At 65.5% G+C, this 16,963-nt stretch carries 14 protein-coding genes; 1 reads left to right on the forward strand and 13 read right to left on the reverse strand.

The genetic code is table 11. The annotated features are described in order from the left end of the window. Nucleotides 1-21: 21 nt before the first annotated feature. The 4 genes from VQ065_RS25235 to VQ065_RS25250 form a co-directional block, all read right to left on the reverse strand. Nucleotides 22-657 carry a glutathione S-transferase family protein gene (locus VQ065_RS25235; RefSeq protein WP_003094092.1) on the reverse strand — a complete coding sequence of 212 codons (636 nt, stop codon included), beginning with the start codon at nucleotides 655-657 and terminating at the stop codon, nucleotides 22-24. A 120-nt stretch (nucleotides 658-777) separates the two neighbouring features. Continuing rightward, nucleotides 778-1,995: a bifunctional glutamate N-acetyltransferase/amino-acid acetyltransferase ArgJ gene (gene argJ / locus VQ065_RS25240; RefSeq protein WP_003094095.1), complete on the reverse strand. Its 1,218-nt coding sequence runs from the start codon at nucleotides 1,993-1,995 to the stop codon at nucleotides 778-780. A 146-nt stretch (nucleotides 1,996-2,141) separates the two neighbouring features. Further along, the gene (gene secA, locus VQ065_RS25245; protein ID WP_003094098.1) at nucleotides 2,142-4,892 is read right to left on the reverse strand and encodes a preprotein translocase subunit SecA; all 2,751 of its coding nucleotides are present in this window, start codon (nucleotides 4,890-4,892) and stop codon (nucleotides 2,142-2,144) included. Between the two features lie 133 nt (nucleotides 4,893-5,025). Then, nucleotides 5,026-5,949: a M23 family metallopeptidase gene (locus VQ065_RS25250; protein WP_003094103.1), complete on the reverse strand. Its 924-nt coding sequence runs from the start codon at nucleotides 5,947-5,949 to the stop codon at nucleotides 5,026-5,028. A gap of 80 nt (nucleotides 5,950-6,029) precedes the next feature. Between VQ065_RS25250 and VQ065_RS25255 the strand changes: the two genes are divergently transcribed. Beyond that, nucleotides 6,030-6,491: a DciA family protein gene (locus VQ065_RS25255; RefSeq protein ID WP_003094105.1), complete on the forward strand. Its 462-nt coding sequence runs from the start codon at nucleotides 6,030-6,032 to the stop codon at nucleotides 6,489-6,491. Between the two features lie 60 nt (nucleotides 6,492-6,551). On the opposite strand, the gene lpxC is transcribed toward VQ065_RS25255, so the two are convergent. The 9 genes from lpxC to murD form a co-directional block, all read right to left on the reverse strand. Further along, nucleotides 6,552-7,463, reverse strand: a complete 912-nt coding sequence (gene lpxC / locus VQ065_RS25260; RefSeq protein ID WP_003094111.1) for a UDP-3-O-acyl-N-acetylglucosamine deacetylase — start codon at nucleotides 7,461-7,463, stop codon at nucleotides 6,552-6,554. Nucleotides 7,464-7,575: 112 nt separating this feature from the next. Beyond that, nucleotides 7,576-8,760 carry a cell division protein FtsZ gene (gene ftsZ, locus VQ065_RS25265; protein ID WP_003094113.1) on the reverse strand — a complete coding sequence of 395 codons (1,185 nt, stop codon included), beginning with the start codon at nucleotides 8,758-8,760 and terminating at the stop codon, nucleotides 7,576-7,578. 50 nt (nucleotides 8,761-8,810) lie between these two features. After that, the gene (ftsA, locus tag VQ065_RS25270) at nucleotides 8,811-10,064 is read right to left on the reverse strand and encodes a cell division protein FtsA (RefSeq protein ID WP_003094115.1); all 1,254 of its coding nucleotides are present in this window, start codon (nucleotides 10,062-10,064) and stop codon (nucleotides 8,811-8,813) included. 21 nt (nucleotides 10,065-10,085) lie between these two features. Then, nucleotides 10,086-10,949, reverse strand: a complete 864-nt coding sequence (locus tag VQ065_RS25275) for a cell division protein FtsQ/DivIB (protein WP_003094118.1) — start codon at nucleotides 10,947-10,949, stop codon at nucleotides 10,086-10,088. 3 nt (nucleotides 10,950-10,952) lie between these two features. Beyond that, on the reverse strand, nucleotides 10,953-11,912 hold the full coding sequence (locus tag VQ065_RS25280; protein WP_003094120.1) for a D-alanine--D-alanine ligase: 960 nt from the start codon (nucleotides 11,910-11,912) through the stop codon (nucleotides 10,953-10,955). After that, complete coding sequence (gene murC, locus VQ065_RS25285) at nucleotides 11,909-13,351, reverse strand: UDP-N-acetylmuramate--L-alanine ligase (RefSeq protein ID WP_003094121.1); 1,443 nt, start codon at nucleotides 13,349-13,351, stop codon at nucleotides 11,909-11,911. Before murC ends, VQ065_RS25280 begins: the two co-directional genes overlap by 4 nt. After that, entirely contained in the window at nucleotides 13,344-14,417 is a 1,074-nt protein-coding gene (gene murG / locus VQ065_RS25290) for an undecaprenyldiphospho-muramoylpentapeptide beta-N-acetylglucosaminyltransferase (RefSeq protein ID WP_014603573.1), read from the reverse strand. The genes murC and murG overlap by 8 nt, the downstream gene beginning before the upstream one ends. Beyond that, on the reverse strand, nucleotides 14,407-15,606 hold the full coding sequence (gene ftsW / locus VQ065_RS25295) for a putative lipid II flippase FtsW (protein ID WP_003094125.1): 1,200 nt from the start codon (nucleotides 15,604-15,606) through the stop codon (nucleotides 14,407-14,409). The genes murG and ftsW overlap by 11 nt, the downstream gene beginning before the upstream one ends. Then, the gene (murD, locus tag VQ065_RS25300) at nucleotides 15,606-16,952 is read right to left on the reverse strand and encodes a UDP-N-acetylmuramoyl-L-alanine--D-glutamate ligase (protein WP_003094127.1); all 1,347 of its coding nucleotides are present in this window, start codon (nucleotides 16,950-16,952) and stop codon (nucleotides 15,606-15,608) included. Before murD ends, ftsW begins: the two co-directional genes overlap by 1 nt. Nucleotides 16,953-16,963 lie beyond the last annotated feature (11 nt).

Here is a 16,963-nt window from a genome sequence, read left to right on the forward strand (position 1 = left end):
ACCGCAAGCGGCGGACGGCCATCAACTACCGGCCTGCTCGCGCAATGCCGCGTCGTACCAGGCGCGGAACGCAGGCCACTGATAAATCGTCTCGACATAGGTCCGGGCGATATCCGGCAACTCCACCGCATAACTGCGGAAACGCGCCGCCACCGGTGCGTAGAACGCATCCGCCAGGCTGGCGTGGCCGAACAGGAACGGACCGTCCTGGCCGAAGCGCCGCCGGCAATCCGCCCAGGCTTCGCAGATACGTTGAATATCCTGTCGTGTCGCCTCGGACAATTCCACCAATGGCTGCTGGCGCCGCAGGTCCATCGGCAGCTCGCCGCGCAACGCGGCGAAACCGCTGTGCATTTCCGCGCAAACCGAACGGGCCAGCACCCGCGCCGCCTCGCCGCGCGGCCACAGGTGGGCCTCGGGGAAGCGCTCGGCGAGGTACTCGGCGATGGCCAGGGAATCCCAGATGTCGCCATCCTCGCTTTTCAGCAAGGGCACCTTGCCGGTCGGCGAATATTGCAGGATCCGCTCCCGGGTATCGGGCCGCCCCAGCGGGACGAGGATCTCGTCGAACGCCGCCCCGCTCATGCGCAGGGCCAGCCAGCCCCGCAGCGACCAGGACGAGTCATTGCGATTGCCAATCACGATGGTCAGGGCCATGCGCCTCTCCTCTTCGGCCGCCCGACGCGGACGGCCATGCACCAGAGAACTTAAGAGGCGCACGGACCGATGGCAAATTCCCGATTTTCATCCATCGATGAAGGATCGGAATGCCTGGCTTCAGGTGCGGTACTCTGCGTTGATCTTCACGTATTCGTGGGACAGGTCGGTGGTCCAGATGGTCTCGCTGCAGGTGCCGCGTCCCAGTTCGATGCGGATGCCGATCTCGGCCTGAGCCATCACCGCCGCGCCCTGTTCCTCGGTGTAACTGGCCGCCCGGCCGCCACGGCTGGCGATACAGACGTCGCCAAGGAACACGTCGATCTTGCTCACGTCCAGATTGGCCACGCCGGCACGTCCGACCGCGGCGAGAATGCGTCCCCAGTTCGGGTCGGAGGCGAACAGCGCGGTCTTGATCAGCGGCGAGTGGGCCACGGCATAGCCGACATCCAGGCACTCCTGGTGGGTGGCGCCGCCGTTGACCTGAACAGTGACGAACTTGGTCGCGCCCTCGCCGTCGCGAACGATGGCCTGGGCCAGCTCCATGGAAACCTCCAGTACCGCTTGCTTCAACGCGGCGAACAGCGCGCCGCTGGCCTGGGTGACTTCCGGCAGCGCCGCGCGACCGGTGGCGATCAGCATGCAGCAGTCGTTGGTGGAGGTATCGCCGTCGATGGTGATGCGGTTGAAGGACTTGTTGGCGGCGTCGCGCAACAGATCCTGCAGCACGCCCTGGGCGACCTTGGCGTCGGTGGCGATATAACCGAGCATGGTCGCCATGTTCGGCTTGATCATCCCGGCGCCCTTGCTGATCCCGGTGACGGTCACGGTCACGCCATCGTGCACGAACTGGCGGCTGGCGCCCTTGGGCAGGGTATCGGTGGTCATGATCCCCGCGGCAGCTTCGGCCCAGCGGTCCTCGGCCAGGTCGGCCAGGGCCGCAGGCAACGCCGCCTCGATCTTGGCCACCGGCAGGGGTTCGCCGATCACCCCGGTGGAATATGGCAGCACCGAAGTCTCGGCGACCCCGGCCAGTTCGGCGAGCTTGGCGCAGGTTTGCGCGGCGGCGACGAGGCCGGCCTCGCCGGTACCGGCGTTGGCGTTGCCGGTATTGGTCAGCAGGTAGCGCACCTCACCGAGGAAACGCTGTTTGGCCAGGGTCACCGGCGCGGCACAGAACGCGTTCAGGGTGAACACCCCGGCCACGCTGGAGCCTTCGGCGCAGCGCATGACCACCACGTCTTTGCGCCCCGGTCGCTTGATGCCGGCGGAAGCGATGCCGAGTTCGAAACCGGGGACCGGGTGCAGGGTGGACAGGGGGCCAAGACCGACAGCCATGGGAACGCGCTCCTTTACCAAACAGTGGACTCGATGCCGTCTGCGACGGCGTGACGGAAAACGCATCGGCGCCGGTCTGGCGCCAATTCGAACAAACGCCGCGAGCGGCAGGACCGGTCGCGGCGTTGGTGAACCAGGCGGGAAGCTTAGTCCAGCTGCCCGTGGCAGTGCTTGTATTTCTTGCCGGAACCGCACGGGCAAGGCTCGTTGCGGCCGATCTTCTGCTCGTTGCGCACAGGCTCGAGCGGCACGACCGGAGCCGGGCCCTCGGGAAGCTCTTCTTCCTCGCCGGCCACAGTCTGCTCCATCGAGGGAGCCTCGGCGTGCTGGAACTGCATGCGCTTGGCCAGTTCCTCGGCCTCGCGACGCAGGCGGGCCTCCTCTTCGGCCGGGTCTTCGCGACGGACCTGGACGTGGGACAGCACGCGGATGGTGTCGCGCTTGATCGAGTCCAGCAGCTCCTGGAACAGGGTGAAGGACTCGCGCTTGTATTCCTGCTTCGGATTCTTCTGCGCGTAGCCACGCAGGTGGATGCCGTGCCGCAGGTGGTCCATGGTCGACAGGTGGTCCTTCCACAGGTCGTCCAGCACTCGCAGCAGCATCTGCTTCTCGAAGGCGCGCAGGGCTTCGGCGCCGGCCAGCTCTTCCTTCTCGTAGTAGGCGGCGACGATCTGCTCGAGGATCTTGCTACGCAGGGTTTCCTCGTACAGCTTATCGTCTTCGTCCAGCCACTGCTGGATCGGCAGGCGCACGGCGAAGTCGCTGTACAGCGCAGCCTCCAGGCCTTCGATGTCCCACTGCTCGGGCAGCGACTGCGGCGGAATGTGCTGGTTGATGGTGGCGCTGAGGGTTTCCTCGCGGAACTCCTTGATGGTCTCGCCCACGTCCTCTGCCGACAGCAGGGTGTTGCGCATGTGGTAGATCACCTTGCGCTGCTCGTTGGCTACGTCATCGAATTCCAGCAGTTGCTTGCGGATGTCGAAGTTGCGCCCTTCGACCTTGCGCTGGGCCTTCTCGATGGCGTTGGTCACCATGCGGTGCTCGATCGCCTCGCCGGACTGCATGCCCAGCGCCTTCATGAAGTTCTTCACCCGGTCGGAGGCGAAGATCCGCATCAGGTTGTCTTCCAGCGACAGGTAGAAGCGGCTGGAACCCGGGTCGCCCTGACGACCGGCACGGCCGCGCAACTGGTTGTCGATCCGGCGGGATTCGTGGCGCTCGGAGGCGATCACGTGCAGGCCACCCGCCTCGATCACCTGCTGGTGGCGCTTCTGCCATTCGGCCTTGATCTGGGCGATCTGCTCCTCGGTGGGGTTCTCCAGGGCCGCGACTTCGACTTCCCAGTTGCCGCCGAGGAGGATGTCGGTACCGCGGCCGGCCATGTTGGTGGCGATGGTCACCGAACCGGGCGCGCCAGCCTGGGCGATGATCTCGGCTTCCTTCTCGTGGTACTTGGCGTTGAGCACCTTGTGCTCGATGCCTGCCTCTTGCAACAGCTTGGAAACGTACTCGGAACTCTCGATCGACGCGGTGCCGACCAGGATCGGCCGGCCGAGGGCCTGGCACTGCTTGATGTCGGTGATGATCGCCGCGTACTTCTCTTCCTGGGTCAGGTAGACCAGGTCGTTGAAGTCCTTGCGCGCGATCGGCCGGTGGGTCGGGATCACCACCACGTCGAGACCGTAGATCTGGCGGAACTCGAAGGCCTCGGTATCGGCGGTGCCGGTCATGCCGGCCAGCTTGTTGTACAGGCGGAAATAGTTCTGGAAGGTGGTGGAGGCCAGGGTCTGGCTCTCGGCCTGGATCGGCAGGCCCTCCTTCGCCTCGATGGCCTGGTGCAGGCCCTCGGACAGGCGACGGCCAGGCATGGTGCGGCCGGTGTGCTCGTCGATCAGGAGGATCTGGTCGCCCTGGACGATGTACTCGACGTTGCGGTGGAACAGGGTGTGCGCGCGCAGCGCTGCGTAGACGTGGGTCAGCAGGCTCAGGTTGTGCGCCGAGTAGAGGCTCTCGCCTTCGCCGAGCAGGCCGTTCTGGCTCAGCAGGTCCTCGATGAACTGGTGGCCCTGCTCGTTGAGTTCGACCTGGCGGGTCTTCTCGTCGATGCTGTAGTGGCCTTCCTCGGTCGGCTTGCCCTCGACCTCTTCGACCTGGCGCTTGAGACGCGGGATCAGCTTGTTGATCTTGATGTACAGCTCGGAGCTGTCTTCGGCCTGGCCGGAGATGATCAGCGGGGTACGCGCCTCGTCGATGAGGATCGAGTCCACTTCGTCGACCACGGCGAAGTTCAGCTCGCGCTGGAACTTGTCGTCCAGGCTGAAGGCCATGTTGTCGCGCAGGTAATCGAAGCCGAATTCGTTGTTGGTGCCGTAGGTGATGTCGGCGGCGTAGGCGGCGCGCTTGTCTTCCGGCGGCTGGAAGGGAGTGACCACGCCGACGCTGAGACCGAGGAACTCGTACAGCGGGCGCATCCAGTTGGCGTCGCGGCGCGCCAGGTAGTCGTTCACCGTGACCACGTGCACGCCCTTGCCGGACAGCGCGTTGAGGTAGACCGGCAGGGTGCCCACCAGGGTCTTGCCCTCGCCGGTACGCATTTCGGCGATCTTGCCGTCGTGCAGGGTCATGCCGCCGATCAGCTGGACGTCGAAGTGGCGCATGCCCATCACCCGCTTGCCAGCCTCGCGAACCACGGCGAAGGCTTCGGGCAGCAATTGGTCGAGCGTTTCGCCCTTGGCGTAGCGCTGCTGGAATTCAGCCGTTTTCGCCTTCAACTGCTCGTCGGAGAGCGCCACCATCTGGGGCTCGAGCGCATTGATGGCCTGTACAGCCTTGGCCATGCGCTTTACATCACGCTCGTTCTTGCTTCCAAAGAGTTTCTTCAACAAAGGCGCAAACATATCGACTTGGTCATCCACACGTGGGGAATGGAAGGCTCACCCATCCGGCGGCCCGTGCCGATCAACGGCATGAAAGGGAACATTCTACCCGGAAACGGGTATGAGAAAAGTACAGCAGATCAATGCGCATCGCTCACTCGGAAACAGACGCGCGTGCGATGAAGCTTTGCGGATTCATTACCCGGCCATCCTTCATCACTTCGAAATGTACGTGGTAGCCGGTGGAGCGTCCGGTGCTGCCGACCTTGGCCAGCACCTGGCCGCGCTTGACCAGGTCACCGACCTCGACCAGGTTCTTCTGGTTATGGGCATACAACGTGGTGTAGCCATCGGCGTGCCCGACCTCGACCACGTTGCCATAGCCGTTCTTGCGCCCGGACCAGGTCACCACCCCCGCCGCCACGGCCACCACGTCGCTGCCGGCCGGCGCGGCGAAGTCGATGCCCTTGTGCATGCTCAGGCGGCCGCTCACCGGATTGACCCGGCGCCCGAACGGCGAGGAGATGTAGCCCTGGCGCACCGGCTGGCCGGCCAGGTAGGTCGACTGGCTGATGTGCTTGTCGGCGAGCAGTTGCTCCAGCACCTCGAGCTGCTGCTCGCGGGTATCCAGGCGTGCCGCCAGTTCGTCCAGCGTCGCCATGAACGACGGCGGGGCATAGGCGCTGCCCTCCAGCGGTTCGTCGACGCCACCCTGACCGACGCTCAGGGAGAAGTCGAACTCGTCGGGGTCGACGTCGGCCAGCTCGGTGAGACGTTCGCCGAGGGCATCCAGCCGAACCAGGCGCGCCTGCAGTTCGCCGAGATGCACGCTCAGTGCGTCCATCTGCCGCTGCGCGTCCTCGCGGGCGCTGCTGATCTCGGCGCTCTGCGCCTGCAGCGCGGCATCGACTTCGATGCCGGCCACCGGAGCCGGCGCGCGGAACAGCCAGGCGCCCATGAAGCCCCCGGCCAACAGGCTGGCACCGACCACGCAGGCCCCGGCCAGCATCAGCAACCGCGGCTGCAGATGGACGGAGCGAGCGGCCCCATGGTGCCGGCTCAGAAAAATGATGTGCATGACTTATCCTTCTTACGGGCCGGCAGTAGCGAAACGCTTTCTGCTACCATTCCGACTCAGTAACCCCCAGGCTTCCCGCCATGTCTTTTCGTCCCTTGCCCGCCCAGGCATCGACCCAGTTGCTGCGCCAGGCCAGGCCGCTGCAGATGCTGTTCGCCGAAGCCCAGCGCATCTGCCGCCTGCAGCAACTGCTGGAAAGCCAGTTGCAACCGGCGGCGCGCCCGTACTGCCATGTGGCTTCGTGGCGCGGCGGTTGCCTGCTGCTGATCGTCACCGATGGCCACTGGGCCACACGCCTGCGCTATCAGCAGCGGCGCCTGCAGCGGCAGCTGCAGGCTTTCGAAGAATTCGCGAACTTAGCGAAAATCCTTTTCAAGGTGCAACCCACCACGTCCACACAACGTGCGGCACGTCGCAGCTTGACCCTGTCTGCCGTCGCGGCGGAAAACCTTCGCGAATCCGCCGACATCGTCGGCAATCCACGCCTGCGGGAAGCGCTCGAGCGGCTGGCAAGCCGCGCCGAGAAAAGCCGGCAAGAATAAATCCCGAAATAAAAAGAGGCCACCCTGAGGTGGCCTCCAAATATGGAAAGGAGAGTTTTCCTACACTGCCGCCGCCGGGCGCATATAGGAAATAGGCGCGGTACGCGCGTCTTCGAAGGTCACCACTTCCCAAGCATCCTTGTCTGCGATCAACGTACGCAGCAGCTGGTTGTTCAGGGCATGACCGGACTTGAAGCCACGGAACTCGCCGATAAGACTGTTGCCGAGCAGATACAGGTCGCCGATGGCATCCAGGATCTTGTGCTTGACGAACTCGTCCTCGTAACGCAGGCCGTCTTCGTTGAGCACGCGGTTCTCGTCGACCACGATCGCGTTCTCCACGCTACCGCCGAGTGCCAGGTTCTGCGAACGCAGGTACTCGATGTCGCGCATGAACCCGAAGGTACGGGCGCGGCTGACCTCCTTGACGAAGGAAGTACTGGAGAAATCGACCGAGGCCTGCTGGGTGCGACCACGGAAGACCGGATGATCGAAATCGATCTCGAAGCTGACCTTGAAGCCGTCGAACGGAACGAAGACGGCGCGCTTGTCGCCCTCTTCCACGCTGACTTCGCGCTTGATGCGGATGAACTTCTTGGCAGCTTCCTGCTCTTGCAATCCGGCGGACTGGATCAGGAATACGAACGGACCAGCGCTGCCATCCATGATCGGCACTTCCGAAGCGGACAGCTCGACGTAGGCGTTGTCGATACCCAGGCCGGCCATGGCCGAGAGCAGGTGCTCCACCGTATCCACTTTGACGTCACCCTTGACCAGGGTGGTCGACATGGTGGTTTCGCCGACGTTCTCGGCCCGGGCCGGGATTTCCACGACCGGATCCAGGTCGGTGCGGCAGAACACGATACCGGTGTCCACCGGCGCCGGTTTCAGGGTCAGGTAAACCTTTTCCCCCGAGTGCAGACCGACGCCAGTAGCCCGGATGATGTTCTTCAAGGTGCGTTGTTTGATCATGGCTTTGGCCGCTTAAGCGCTGACTGCGAACTGTTTTCAACAATGGCCGGCGATGATAGCAGAACCGGCCTTTGCTGAACACCAATCACATCTCTACTCCTGATTAATTACTTCAATCGGCCTGACGACGCAGGAACGCCGGGATATCCAGGTAATCCAGGTCATCCTGCGGGTTCAGCTTGGCCGCGGTCGCCGCGCTGCCGTGAGACTGGTTGCGCATCACGGTAGGACGGTCGAGGTCGCGGTAGTTCACCGACTGCTGCTCGCGCTGGGCCGGTGCGGCTGCCTGGGCTGCACTGCCCTGCACGGTGTTGTCGACGACCTTCACCGGTTTCTCCAGGCGCGCGCCCAGGCCGGTGGCGACTACGGTGACGTGCAGTTCATCGCGCATGTCCGCGTCGATTACGGTGCCCACCTTCACAGTGGCGTGCTCGGAAGCGAACTGTTCGATGATGTTGCCGACATCGGAGTACTCGCCCAGGGACAGGTCCGGACCCGCGGTGATGTTCACCAGGATGCCGCGCGCGCCCTGCAGGTTGACGTCTTCCAGCAGCGGGTTGCGGATTGCCGCCTCGGTGGCTTCGCGGGCACGGTTCGGACCGCTGGCGCAGCCGGTACCCATCATCGCCATGCCCATTTCGCTCATGACGGTCTTCACGTCGGCGAAGTCGACGTTGATCATGCCCGGACGCTTGATGATGTCGGAGATACCGCGCACGGCACCGGCCAGCACGTCATCGGCCTTGGCGAAGGCAGCCAGCAGGCTGGCGTCCTTGCCGAGGATGGTCAGCAGCTTCTCGTTCGGGATGGTGATCAGCGAATCGACGCTCTCGGCCAGCGCGCGGATGCCCTCGTCGGCGATCTGCATGCGCTTGCGACCTTCGAACGGGAACGGACGGGTCACCACCGCGACGGTGAGGATGCCCATTTCCTTCGCCACTTCGGCGATGATCGGCGCGGCGCCGGTACCGGTGCCGCCACCCATGCCGGTGGTGATGAAGACCATGTCGGCGCCTTCCAGCACTTCGGAAATGCGCTCGCGATCTTCCAGAGCCGCCTGACGACCGACTTCCGGATTGGCGCCGGCACCCAGCCCCTTGGTGACGCCCGGGCCGAGTTGCAGAACGGTGCGCGCCGCGATGTTCTTCAGCGCTTGTGCGTCGGTGTTGGCGCAGATGAACTCGACGCCCTCGACGTTGTTCTTGGCCATGTGATTGACGGCGTTGCCGCCACCACCACCTACACCGATCACTTTTATGACGGCGGTTTGTGCGATGTTATCGACCAGTTCAAACATTTCCCCTCTCCTTCCTTTCTAGTTTTGTCGCCTACTGTTACCGCGTTGAATCAGAAATTGCCCTGGACCCAGCGTTTGAGCCGCTCCAGGACAGGTGCCTTGGGTTCGTCGCTGCTGTAGCTGCTGCCTGACACAGACATCGACATGCCATCGGACTGCTTCTGCAGTCCGTACATCAGCAGGCCGACGCCCGTCGAATAGATCGGGTTGCGCACCACGTCGGTGAGGCCCTTCACGCTATACGGCACGCCGAGGCGTACCGGCATGTGGAAGATTTCCTCGGCCAGCTCGACCGCGCCTTCCATCTTCGAGGTGCCGCCGGTGAGGACGATCCCGGCCGGGATCAGGTCCTCGTAGCCGCTGCGGCGCAGCTCGGCCTGGACCAGGGTGAACAGCTCGTCGTAACGAGGCTCGACCACTTCGGCCAGGGCCTGGCGCGACAGTTCGCGCGGCGGCCGGTCGCCGACGCTGGGCACCTTGATGGTCTCGCCGGCACCGGCCAGCTTGGCCAGGGCGCAGGCGTAGCGGATCTTGATCTCTTCCGCGTACTGGGTCGGCGTCCGCAGGGCCATGGCGATGTCATTGGTGACCTGGTCGCCGGCGATCGGGATCACCGCGGTATGGCGGATCGCGCCTTCGGTGAAGATCGCGATATCGGTGGTGCCGCCGCCGATATCCACCAGGCACACGCCCAGTTCCTTCTCGTCCTCGGTCAGCACCGAATAGGCCGAGGCCAACTGCTCGAGGATGATGTCGTCGACCTCGAGGCCGCAGCGGCGCACGCACTTCTCGATGTTCTGCGAGGCATTCACCGCGCAGGTCACCACGTGCACCTTGGCTTCCAGGCGCACCCCGGACATGCCCAGCGGCTCGCGCACGCCTTCCTGGTTATCGATCACGTAATCCTGGGCCAGGGTATGCAGCACCCGCTGGTCCGCCGGGATCGCCACCGCCTGGGCGGCATCCAGTACCCGTTCGATGTCCGCCGGGTTCACCTCGCGATCGCGGATCGCCACGATGCCGTGGGAATTGAGGCTGCGGATGTGGTTGCCGGCGATGCCGACGAACGCCGAGTGGATACGGCAACCGGCCATCTGCTGGGCCTCGTCGATGGCGCGCTGGATCGACTGCACGGTGGACTCGATGTTCACCACCACGCCCTTCTTCAGGCCGCGGGACGGATGAGTACCGATGCCAACGACCTCCAGCTGGCCATCGGCCGTCACCTCGCCCACCAGCGCCACCACCTTGGAGGTACCGATGTCGAGGCCGACGATCATCTTGCCGCTCTGCACGCTTGCCATGGTTATTACTGTCTCCTCAACTCACTGCACGGCGCTGGCCGTGGCCACCGTCGCGGGCGTGACCGGCTCGCGCCACGCAACGGCGAGGCCGTTGGGGTAACGCAGGTCGATCCGCGCAATGTTCGAAATCTGATCTTTGAGTGCCTTGTCGTAGATGCTTACGAAGCGGCGAATCTTGTCTACCACGTGGTCGCGCCCGATCTGGATCTCGACGCCCTGGGCCGTGGTCAGCGCCCAACCGCCGCGATCGCTCATTTCCAGGCGGGCAATGGAGAACCCGAGGGGACGCAGCAACTGGCTGAGCAACTGGTATTGCTGCATCACCTGCTGTTGCGCCCGCTGTGGACCATGCAAGCGGGGCAGATGTTCATAATTCGCCAGCTCCTTTGGCGTAAAAGCCTGTCCCTGGTTGTTCAGCAGCGCTTCGTCGCCCCACCGGGCGATCGGCAGTTGCTCGTCCAGGCGGATCACCACCTGGTCCGGCCACACCCGGCGCACCTCGGCGTGGGCGATCCAGGGCATCTGTTCCAGTTGCCCGCGCATGCCCGCCAGGTCGATGGTGAAGAAGCTCGCCGCCAGGTACGGGGAAATCCGCTGCTGCACCGCGCGCTGGCTGATGTAGCTGAGGTCGCCCTCGACACTGACCTTGGCGATAGGCCGGTCGGCGTACGGCAGGATGTACTCGGCGCCGCGATAGGCGCCATAGCCGAGAACGGCCAGCAACAGCGGCCAGGCCAGGTACTTGAGGAAACTGAAGTCGGCTTTCGGCAGGCGCACGCTCAGCGGTTCCTTGGCCACCAGACGGCTGGCGCCGCGCGGCATCGGCTTGCGCGGAGCGCGGCCGAGTCCACCGGGTTGCTGATGACGGAGCAGTACGCCGTTCATGGCTTATCCCCTCGCCTCGCGGCTATCGGCCAGGATCGCCAGCACCAGTTGCTGGAAATCCAGGCCGGCGGCCCGCGCGGCCATAGGCACCAGGCTGTGGTCGGTCATGCCTGGTGCGGTGTTGACTTCAAGCAGCCAGAAACGCCCTTCGGCGTCCTGCATCACGTCCGCCCGCCCCCAGCCCTGGATGCCCAGGGCGTCGCAGGCGCGCGCGGTGAGTTCCTTCAGCTCGCGTTCCTTGGCCTCGTCGAGACCGCAGGGCACCTGGTAGCGGGTATCGCTGGCCAGGTACTTGGCGTCGTAGTCGTAGAAGGTGTGCGGCGTGCCCAGGCGGATCGCCGGCAGCACCTGCCCGCGCAAGGTCGCCACGGTGAATTCCGGGCCGCTGATCCACTGCTCGACCAGCACCTGCGAGTCGTAGCGGGCCGCTTCGCGCCACGCCGCGATCAATTCGTCGAGCCCGCCGACCTTGGCCATGCCGATGCTCGAGCCTTCGTGAGCCGGCTTGACGATCAGCGGGAAACCCAGTCGCTGCGCCGCGTCGCGGCAGTCATCCTCGCTGGCCAGCACCGCGTAGTCCGGGGTCGGCAGGCCGAGGCTGAGCCAGACCCGCTTGGTCCGCAGCTTGTCCATCGCCAGCGCCGAGGCCAGCACGCCGCTGCCGGTGTAGGGAATGCCCGCGCACTCGAGCAGGCCCTGCATGCTGCCATCCTCGCCGCCACGACCGTGGAGAATGATGAAGGCGCGGTCGATCTTCTCCTCGACCAGGCGTTGCAGCAGGTCTTCGCCGACATCGATGCCGAAGGCATCGACCCCGGCGGCCAGCAGGGATTGCAGGACCATCGCGCCGGACTTCAGCGACACCTCGCGCTCGGCGCTCTTGCCACCGAACAGCACGGCGACACGGCCGAACGCCTTGGGATCCTGGGTGCCGTTCAGCAGGCTATCGAGGCAAAGGTTCATGCGCCCTTCCCTCCCTTGCCGGCGAACAGCGGGTTCTTGATCAGTTGCGGGGCCAGGCCGCCGACATCGCCAGCGCCCTGGCAAAGCAGGATGTCGCCAGCGCGCAGCAGCGGCTTGACCAGCGGCGCCAGGTCGGCGTCGCGCTCGAAGTAGATCGGGTCGAGCTGGCCGCGCTGGCGGATGCTGTGGCACAGCTGGCGGCTGTCGGCTCCCGGGATCGGCTCTTCGCCGGCCGGATAGACCTCCATCAACAGCAGCACGTTGGCTTCGCCCAGCACCTGCACGAAGTCTTCGTACAGGTCGCGGGTACGGGTATAGCGATGCGGCTGGTAGACCATCACCAGGCGACGCTCCGGCCAACCGCCACGGATCGCCTTGATCACCGCGGCGACTTCGCGCGGATGGTGGCCGTAGTCGTCCACCAGCATCACGCTGCCACCCTCGACCTGCAGCTCGCCGTAGACCTGGAAGCGCCGGCCCACGCCCTGGAAGCCGGACAGCCCCTGGACGATGGCTTCGTCGGAGATGCCCTCGTCGGTAGCGATGACGATGGTCGCCAGGGAATTCAGCACGTTGTGCAGGCCGGGCATGTTCACCGAGACGTCCAGCGGCTCGCGCTCCGGGCGCAACACGGTGAACCAGGTGCGCATGCCTTCCTGGCGGATGTTGATCGCGCGCACGTCGGCGTCTTCGCTGAGGCCGTAGGTCACGGTCGGGCGGGCGATCTGCGGGAGGATCTCGCGCACCACCGGGTCATCCACGCACATCACTGCCAGTCCGTAGAACGGCAGGTTGTGGAGGAACTCGACGAAGGTCTTCTTCAGCTTGTTGAAGTCGCCGCCGTAGGTCGCCATATGGTCGGCGTCGATATTGGTGACCACCGCGACCATCGGTTGCAGGTGCAGGAAGCTGGCGTCGCTCTCGTCGGCCTCGGCCACCAGGTAGCGGCTGGCGCCAAGCTGGGCGTTGGTCCCGGCGGCGTTCAGCCGGCCGCCGATGACGAAGGTCGGGTCCAGGCCGCCGGCGGCGAACACCGAGGCGATCAGGCTGGTAGTGGTGGTCTTGCCGTGGGTGCCGGCTACCGCGATGCCGTGCCGGTAGCGCATCAGTTCGGCGAGCATCTCCGCACGCGGCACCACCGGAATCCGCCGTTCCAGGGCCGAGGCTACTTCCGGGTTGGCCCGGTTGATGGCACTGGACACCACCAGCACGTCGGCGCCGTCGGCGTTTTCCGCCTGGTGGCCGATGAAGATCTGCGCGCCGAACTTCTCCAGGCGCTCGGTCACCGCCGAGGCCTTGAGGTCCGAGCCGGATACCTCGTAGCCGAGATTCAGCAGCACTTCGGCGATCCCGCACATGCCGGCGCCGCCGATGCCGACGAAATGGATGCGGCGGATACGGCGCATGGTCCGGGTGACGCCATTCGGTTCTTTAACCACGGGCCACCTCCAGGCAGGCATCGACCACCGTCCGGGTAGCCTCGGGTTTCGCCAGGCTGCGTGCCTGGTCTGCCATGGAGCGCAGGGTTTCGGGATGCATCAGGACCTCGGACAGCTGCGCGGCCAGTTCGGCCGCGCCGGTAGACTTTTGCGGCAGCAGGCGGCCGGCGCCGCTGCGTACCAGGAATTCGGCATTGCGGGTCTGGTGATCGTCGATCGCGTGAGGCAACGGCACCAGGAAGGCGGGCAAACCCGCCGCCGTCAGCTCGCTGACGGTCAGCGCGCCGGCGCGACAGATCACCAGGTCGGCCCAGGCATAGGCCGCGGCCATGTCGCTGATGAAGGGCGCGACGTCCGCTTCGACCGCCACTGTGCGATAACGCTCGGCGGTAATCTCGGCATGCTGACGACCGGCCTGATGGCGGATTGCCGGACGGATTTCCAGCGGCACCTGCGCCAGGGCCTCTGGCAACAGCTTGTTCAGCGGTTCCGCGCCAAGGCTGCCGCCGAGCACCAGCAGATTGACCCGACGGCCGGTCAGCGGCGCGCGGGCATGCGCGTCGAGGAACAGCTCGGCGCGCACCGGATTGCCGGTGGTCAGACGCTTGTCGCTGGCCGGGAAGGTATCCGGGAATGCCTCGCAGACGCGCCTGGCGATCGGCGCCAGGCTGCGGTTGGCGGTGCCGGCCACGGCGTTCTGCTCGTGGATCACCAGCGGCACGCCGTTGAGGCGCGCGGCCAGGCCGCCCGGGCCGGTGACATAGCCACCCAGGCCGAGCACGCAGACCGGCCTCAGCTGGCGGATCACCCGCAGCGCCTGGAACAGCGACTTGAGCAGTTCCAGCGGTGCCTTGACCAGCGACTTCAGGCCCTTGCCGCGCAGCCCGCTGACCTGGATCAGGTGCAACGGCAGGCCGGCCTTGGGTACCAGGTCATTCTCGATGCCGCGCGGCGTCCCCAGCCAGTGCACGGCATAGCCGCGCGCCTGGAACTCCCGCGCACAGGCGAGTGCCGGGAACACGTGTCCGCCGGTGCCACCCGCCATGATCAGGACATTACCTTTCATCGGCAAAGTCCTCTTCGTTGAACTCATATTCCTCGCTACCCAGGTGGGTTCGCCGTTCCCATTCGATGCGCAGCAACATCCCCAGGCAGGCACAGCAGATCACCAGCGAGCTGCCGCCGTAGCTGAGGAACGGCAGGGTCAGGCCCTTGGTCGGCAGCAGGCCGACGTTCACCCCGATGTTGATCAGGAACTGGCCGATCCAGAGGAAGGCCAGGCCGTAGGCCACGTAGGCGGAGAAGAACTGCTTGGCCTGCTCGGCCCAGATGCCGATGTACAGCGCGCGCAGGCTGACGAACACGAACAGGGCGACGGTCGCCAGGGCGCCGACGATGCCCAGCTCCTCTGCAAGCACGGCGAAGACGAAGTCGGTGTGCGCCTCCGGCAGGTAGAACTGCTTCTGGATGCTGTTGCCCAGTCCCATGCCCAACCAGCCGCCGCGGCCGAAGGCGATCAGCGCCTGGCTCAACTGATAGCCGGCGCCGAACTGATCGGCCCAGGGGTCGGTGAAGTTGGTCAGACGCGCCATCCGGTAGGGCTGGGTCTGGATCAGCAGGACCACCGCGCCGACCGCCAGCAGCACCATCAGGCCGAAGCGGAACAGCCCCACCCCGCCGAGGAACAGCATGGCCGCGGCAGCGCCCATCATTACCACGGTGGCGCCGAAGTCCGGCTCGCGCAGCAGCAGGCCGGCCATCGGCAGCAACACCACGAAGGGCTTGAAGAAGCCCATCCAGCTTTCCCGGACCTCCTGCTGGCGGCGGATCAGGTAGCCGGCCATGAAGATCACCACGCAGACCTTGGCGATCTCCGAAGGCTGGATGTTGAACAGGCCGAAGCCGATCCAGCGCATCGAGCCGTTCACCTCGCGGCCGATACCGGGGGTGATCACCAGCACCAGCAGGCCGAAGGCGACCAGCAACAGCTTCCAGCCCCAACGCTGCCAGGTGGCCATCGGGACCATCATGGTCAGGCCGCAGGAAATCAGGCCGATCACCAGGTAGATCAGGTGACGGACGGAGAAGTACAGCGGGTTGCCCGACTGCGCCGCCGCCACCTCGGAAGAGGCGGAAGTCACCATCACCAGGCCGAGGCCGAGCAGCGCCAGGCAACCCGCCAGCAGCGGGAAGTCCAGGTCGATGCCGTGCCGGCTCAACAGCGGCGACGGGAAGGGGCGCAACACCGACAGCATCACGCTAGCTCCTCTACGGCTTTGGCGAACAGGCGTCCGCGTTCTTCGAAGTTCTTGAACATGTCCAGGCTCGCGCAGGCCGGCGACAACAGCACCGCATCGCCTTCGCGGGCCAGCTCGGCGGCCTGCCGGACTGCTTCGTCCAGCGTTGCGACGCGCACCAGCGGTACCGCGTTGCCCAGTGCCTGGGCAATCAGCCCGGCGTCACGGCCAAGCAGTACCACCGCCCGGCAGAAGCGCGCGACCGGCTCGCGCAGGTCATGGAAATCGGCGCCCTTGCCGTCTCCGCCGGCGAGCAGCACCAGCTTGCCGTCGATGTCGGCACCCAGCCCCTCGATCGCCGCCAGGGCGGCGCCGACGTTGGTGGCCTTGGAATCGTCGTAGTAGCTCACGCCCTGCCGCTCGCGTACCCACTGGCAGCGATGAGCCAGGCCGGAAAACGCCTTCAGCGCGCCGAGCATGGCGTCGAACGGCAGGCCGGCCGCATGGCCCAGCGCCAGCGCGGCGAGCGCGTTGGAATAGTTGTGGGCGCCACGGATCTTCAGTTCGCCAACCGGCAGCAGCTTGTCGAACTGGAACGCCAGCCACTTCTGGCCGTCTTCCTCGATCAGGCCGAAAGCCTTGAAGTCCGGCTTGTTCAGGCCGAACGACCAGCACGGCACGGTATCGGCGATCAGCGGTCGGGTCAGGGCATCGGCGCGATTCACCACGACCTGGCGGGCACCGCGGAAGATCCGGTGCTTGGCCAGGTGGTAGTCAGCCATGCCGTCGTAGCGATCCATATGGTCTTCGCTGACGTTCAGCACGGTCGCCACCTCGGCGTTGAGGCGATCGCAGGTTTCCAGCTGGAAGCTCGACAGCTCCAGCACGTACAGCTCGATGTCGTCGGCCAGCAGGTCGAGCGCCGGGGTGCCGAGGTTGCCGCCGACGGCGACACGCTTGTCCGCGGCCACCGCCATTTCGCCCACCAGGGTGGTCACGGTGCTCTTCGCGTTGGAACCGGTGATGGCGACGATCGGGGCCTTCGCCTCGCGGGCGAAGAGATCGATGTCACCGGAGATGCGCACGCCTTTCGCGGCGGCCTGTACCAGCGCCGGGGTGCGCAGCGACAAGCCGGGGCTGACATAGAGTTCGCGGGCGGAGCAGAGGAACTCGGCGTCGAGTTCGCCGCAACGCACTTCCACCTGCGGATACTGGGCACGCAGGGTGGCCAGCTCCGGCGGGTTCTCTCGGGTATCGACCACGGCGAAAGGCAAGCCGCGGCGCGCCAGGTAGCGCACCAGGGACATGCCGCTCTTGCCGAGGCCGACAACGATGCGGAAGTGGTCGGAGGCGATCAGGCTCATGCTCTCTTCGT

The organism is Pseudomonas sp. KBN10P06128, assembly GCF_037574945.1.
Taxonomy (GTDB): domain Bacteria; phylum Pseudomonadota; class Gammaproteobacteria; order Pseudomonadales; family Pseudomonadaceae; genus Pseudomonas; species Pseudomonas aeruginosa.

What these genes read in the sequence shown, in the direction of transcription:
- ftsZ (WP_003094113.1), bottom strand. Translation starts at nt 8,760, where the DNA reads ATGTTTGAACTGGTCGATAACATCGCACAAACCGCCGTCATAAAAGTG.
- ftsW (WP_003094125.1), bottom strand. Translation starts at nt 15,606, where the DNA reads ATGCTGTCGGTGTTGCGCCCCTTCCCGTCGCCGCTGTTGAGCCGGCAC.
- VQ065_RS25250 (WP_003094103.1), bottom strand. Translation starts at nt 5,949, where the DNA reads ATGCACATCATTTTTCTGAGCCGGCACCATGGGGCCGCTCGCTCCGTC.
- argJ (WP_003094095.1), bottom strand. Translation starts at nt 1,995, where the DNA reads ATGGCTGTCGGTCTTGGCCCCCTGTCCACCCTGCACCCGGTCCCCGGT.
- VQ065_RS25275 (WP_003094118.1), bottom strand. Translation starts at nt 10,949, where the DNA reads ATGAACGGCGTACTGCTCCGTCATCAGCAACCCGGTGGACTCGGCCGC.
- lpxC (WP_003094111.1), bottom strand. Translation starts at nt 7,463, where the DNA reads ATGATCAAACAACGCACCTTGAAGAACATCATCCGGGCTACTGGCGTC.
- ftsA (WP_003094115.1), bottom strand. Translation starts at nt 10,064, where the DNA reads ATGGCAAGCGTGCAGAGCGGCAAGATGATCGTCGGCCTCGACATCGGT.
- murD (WP_003094127.1), bottom strand. Translation starts at nt 16,952, where the DNA reads ATGAGCCTGATCGCCTCCGACCACTTCCGCATCGTTGTCGGCCTCGGC.
- secA (WP_003094098.1), bottom strand. Translation starts at nt 4,892, where the DNA reads ATGTTTGCGCCTTTGTTGAAGAAACTCTTTGGAAGCAAGAACGAGCGT.
- VQ065_RS25255 (WP_003094105.1), top strand. Translation starts at nt 6,030, where the DNA reads ATGTCTTTTCGTCCCTTGCCCGCCCAGGCATCGACCCAGTTGCTGCGC.
- VQ065_RS25235 (WP_003094092.1), bottom strand. Translation starts at nt 657, where the DNA reads ATGGCCCTGACCATCGTGATTGGCAATCGCAATGACTCGTCCTGGTCG.
- murG (WP_014603573.1), bottom strand. Translation starts at nt 14,417, where the DNA reads ATGAAAGGTAATGTCCTGATCATGGCGGGTGGCACCGGCGGACACGTG.
- VQ065_RS25280 (WP_003094120.1), bottom strand. Translation starts at nt 11,912, where the DNA reads ATGAACCTTTGCCTCGATAGCCTGCTGAACGGCACCCAGGATCCCAAG.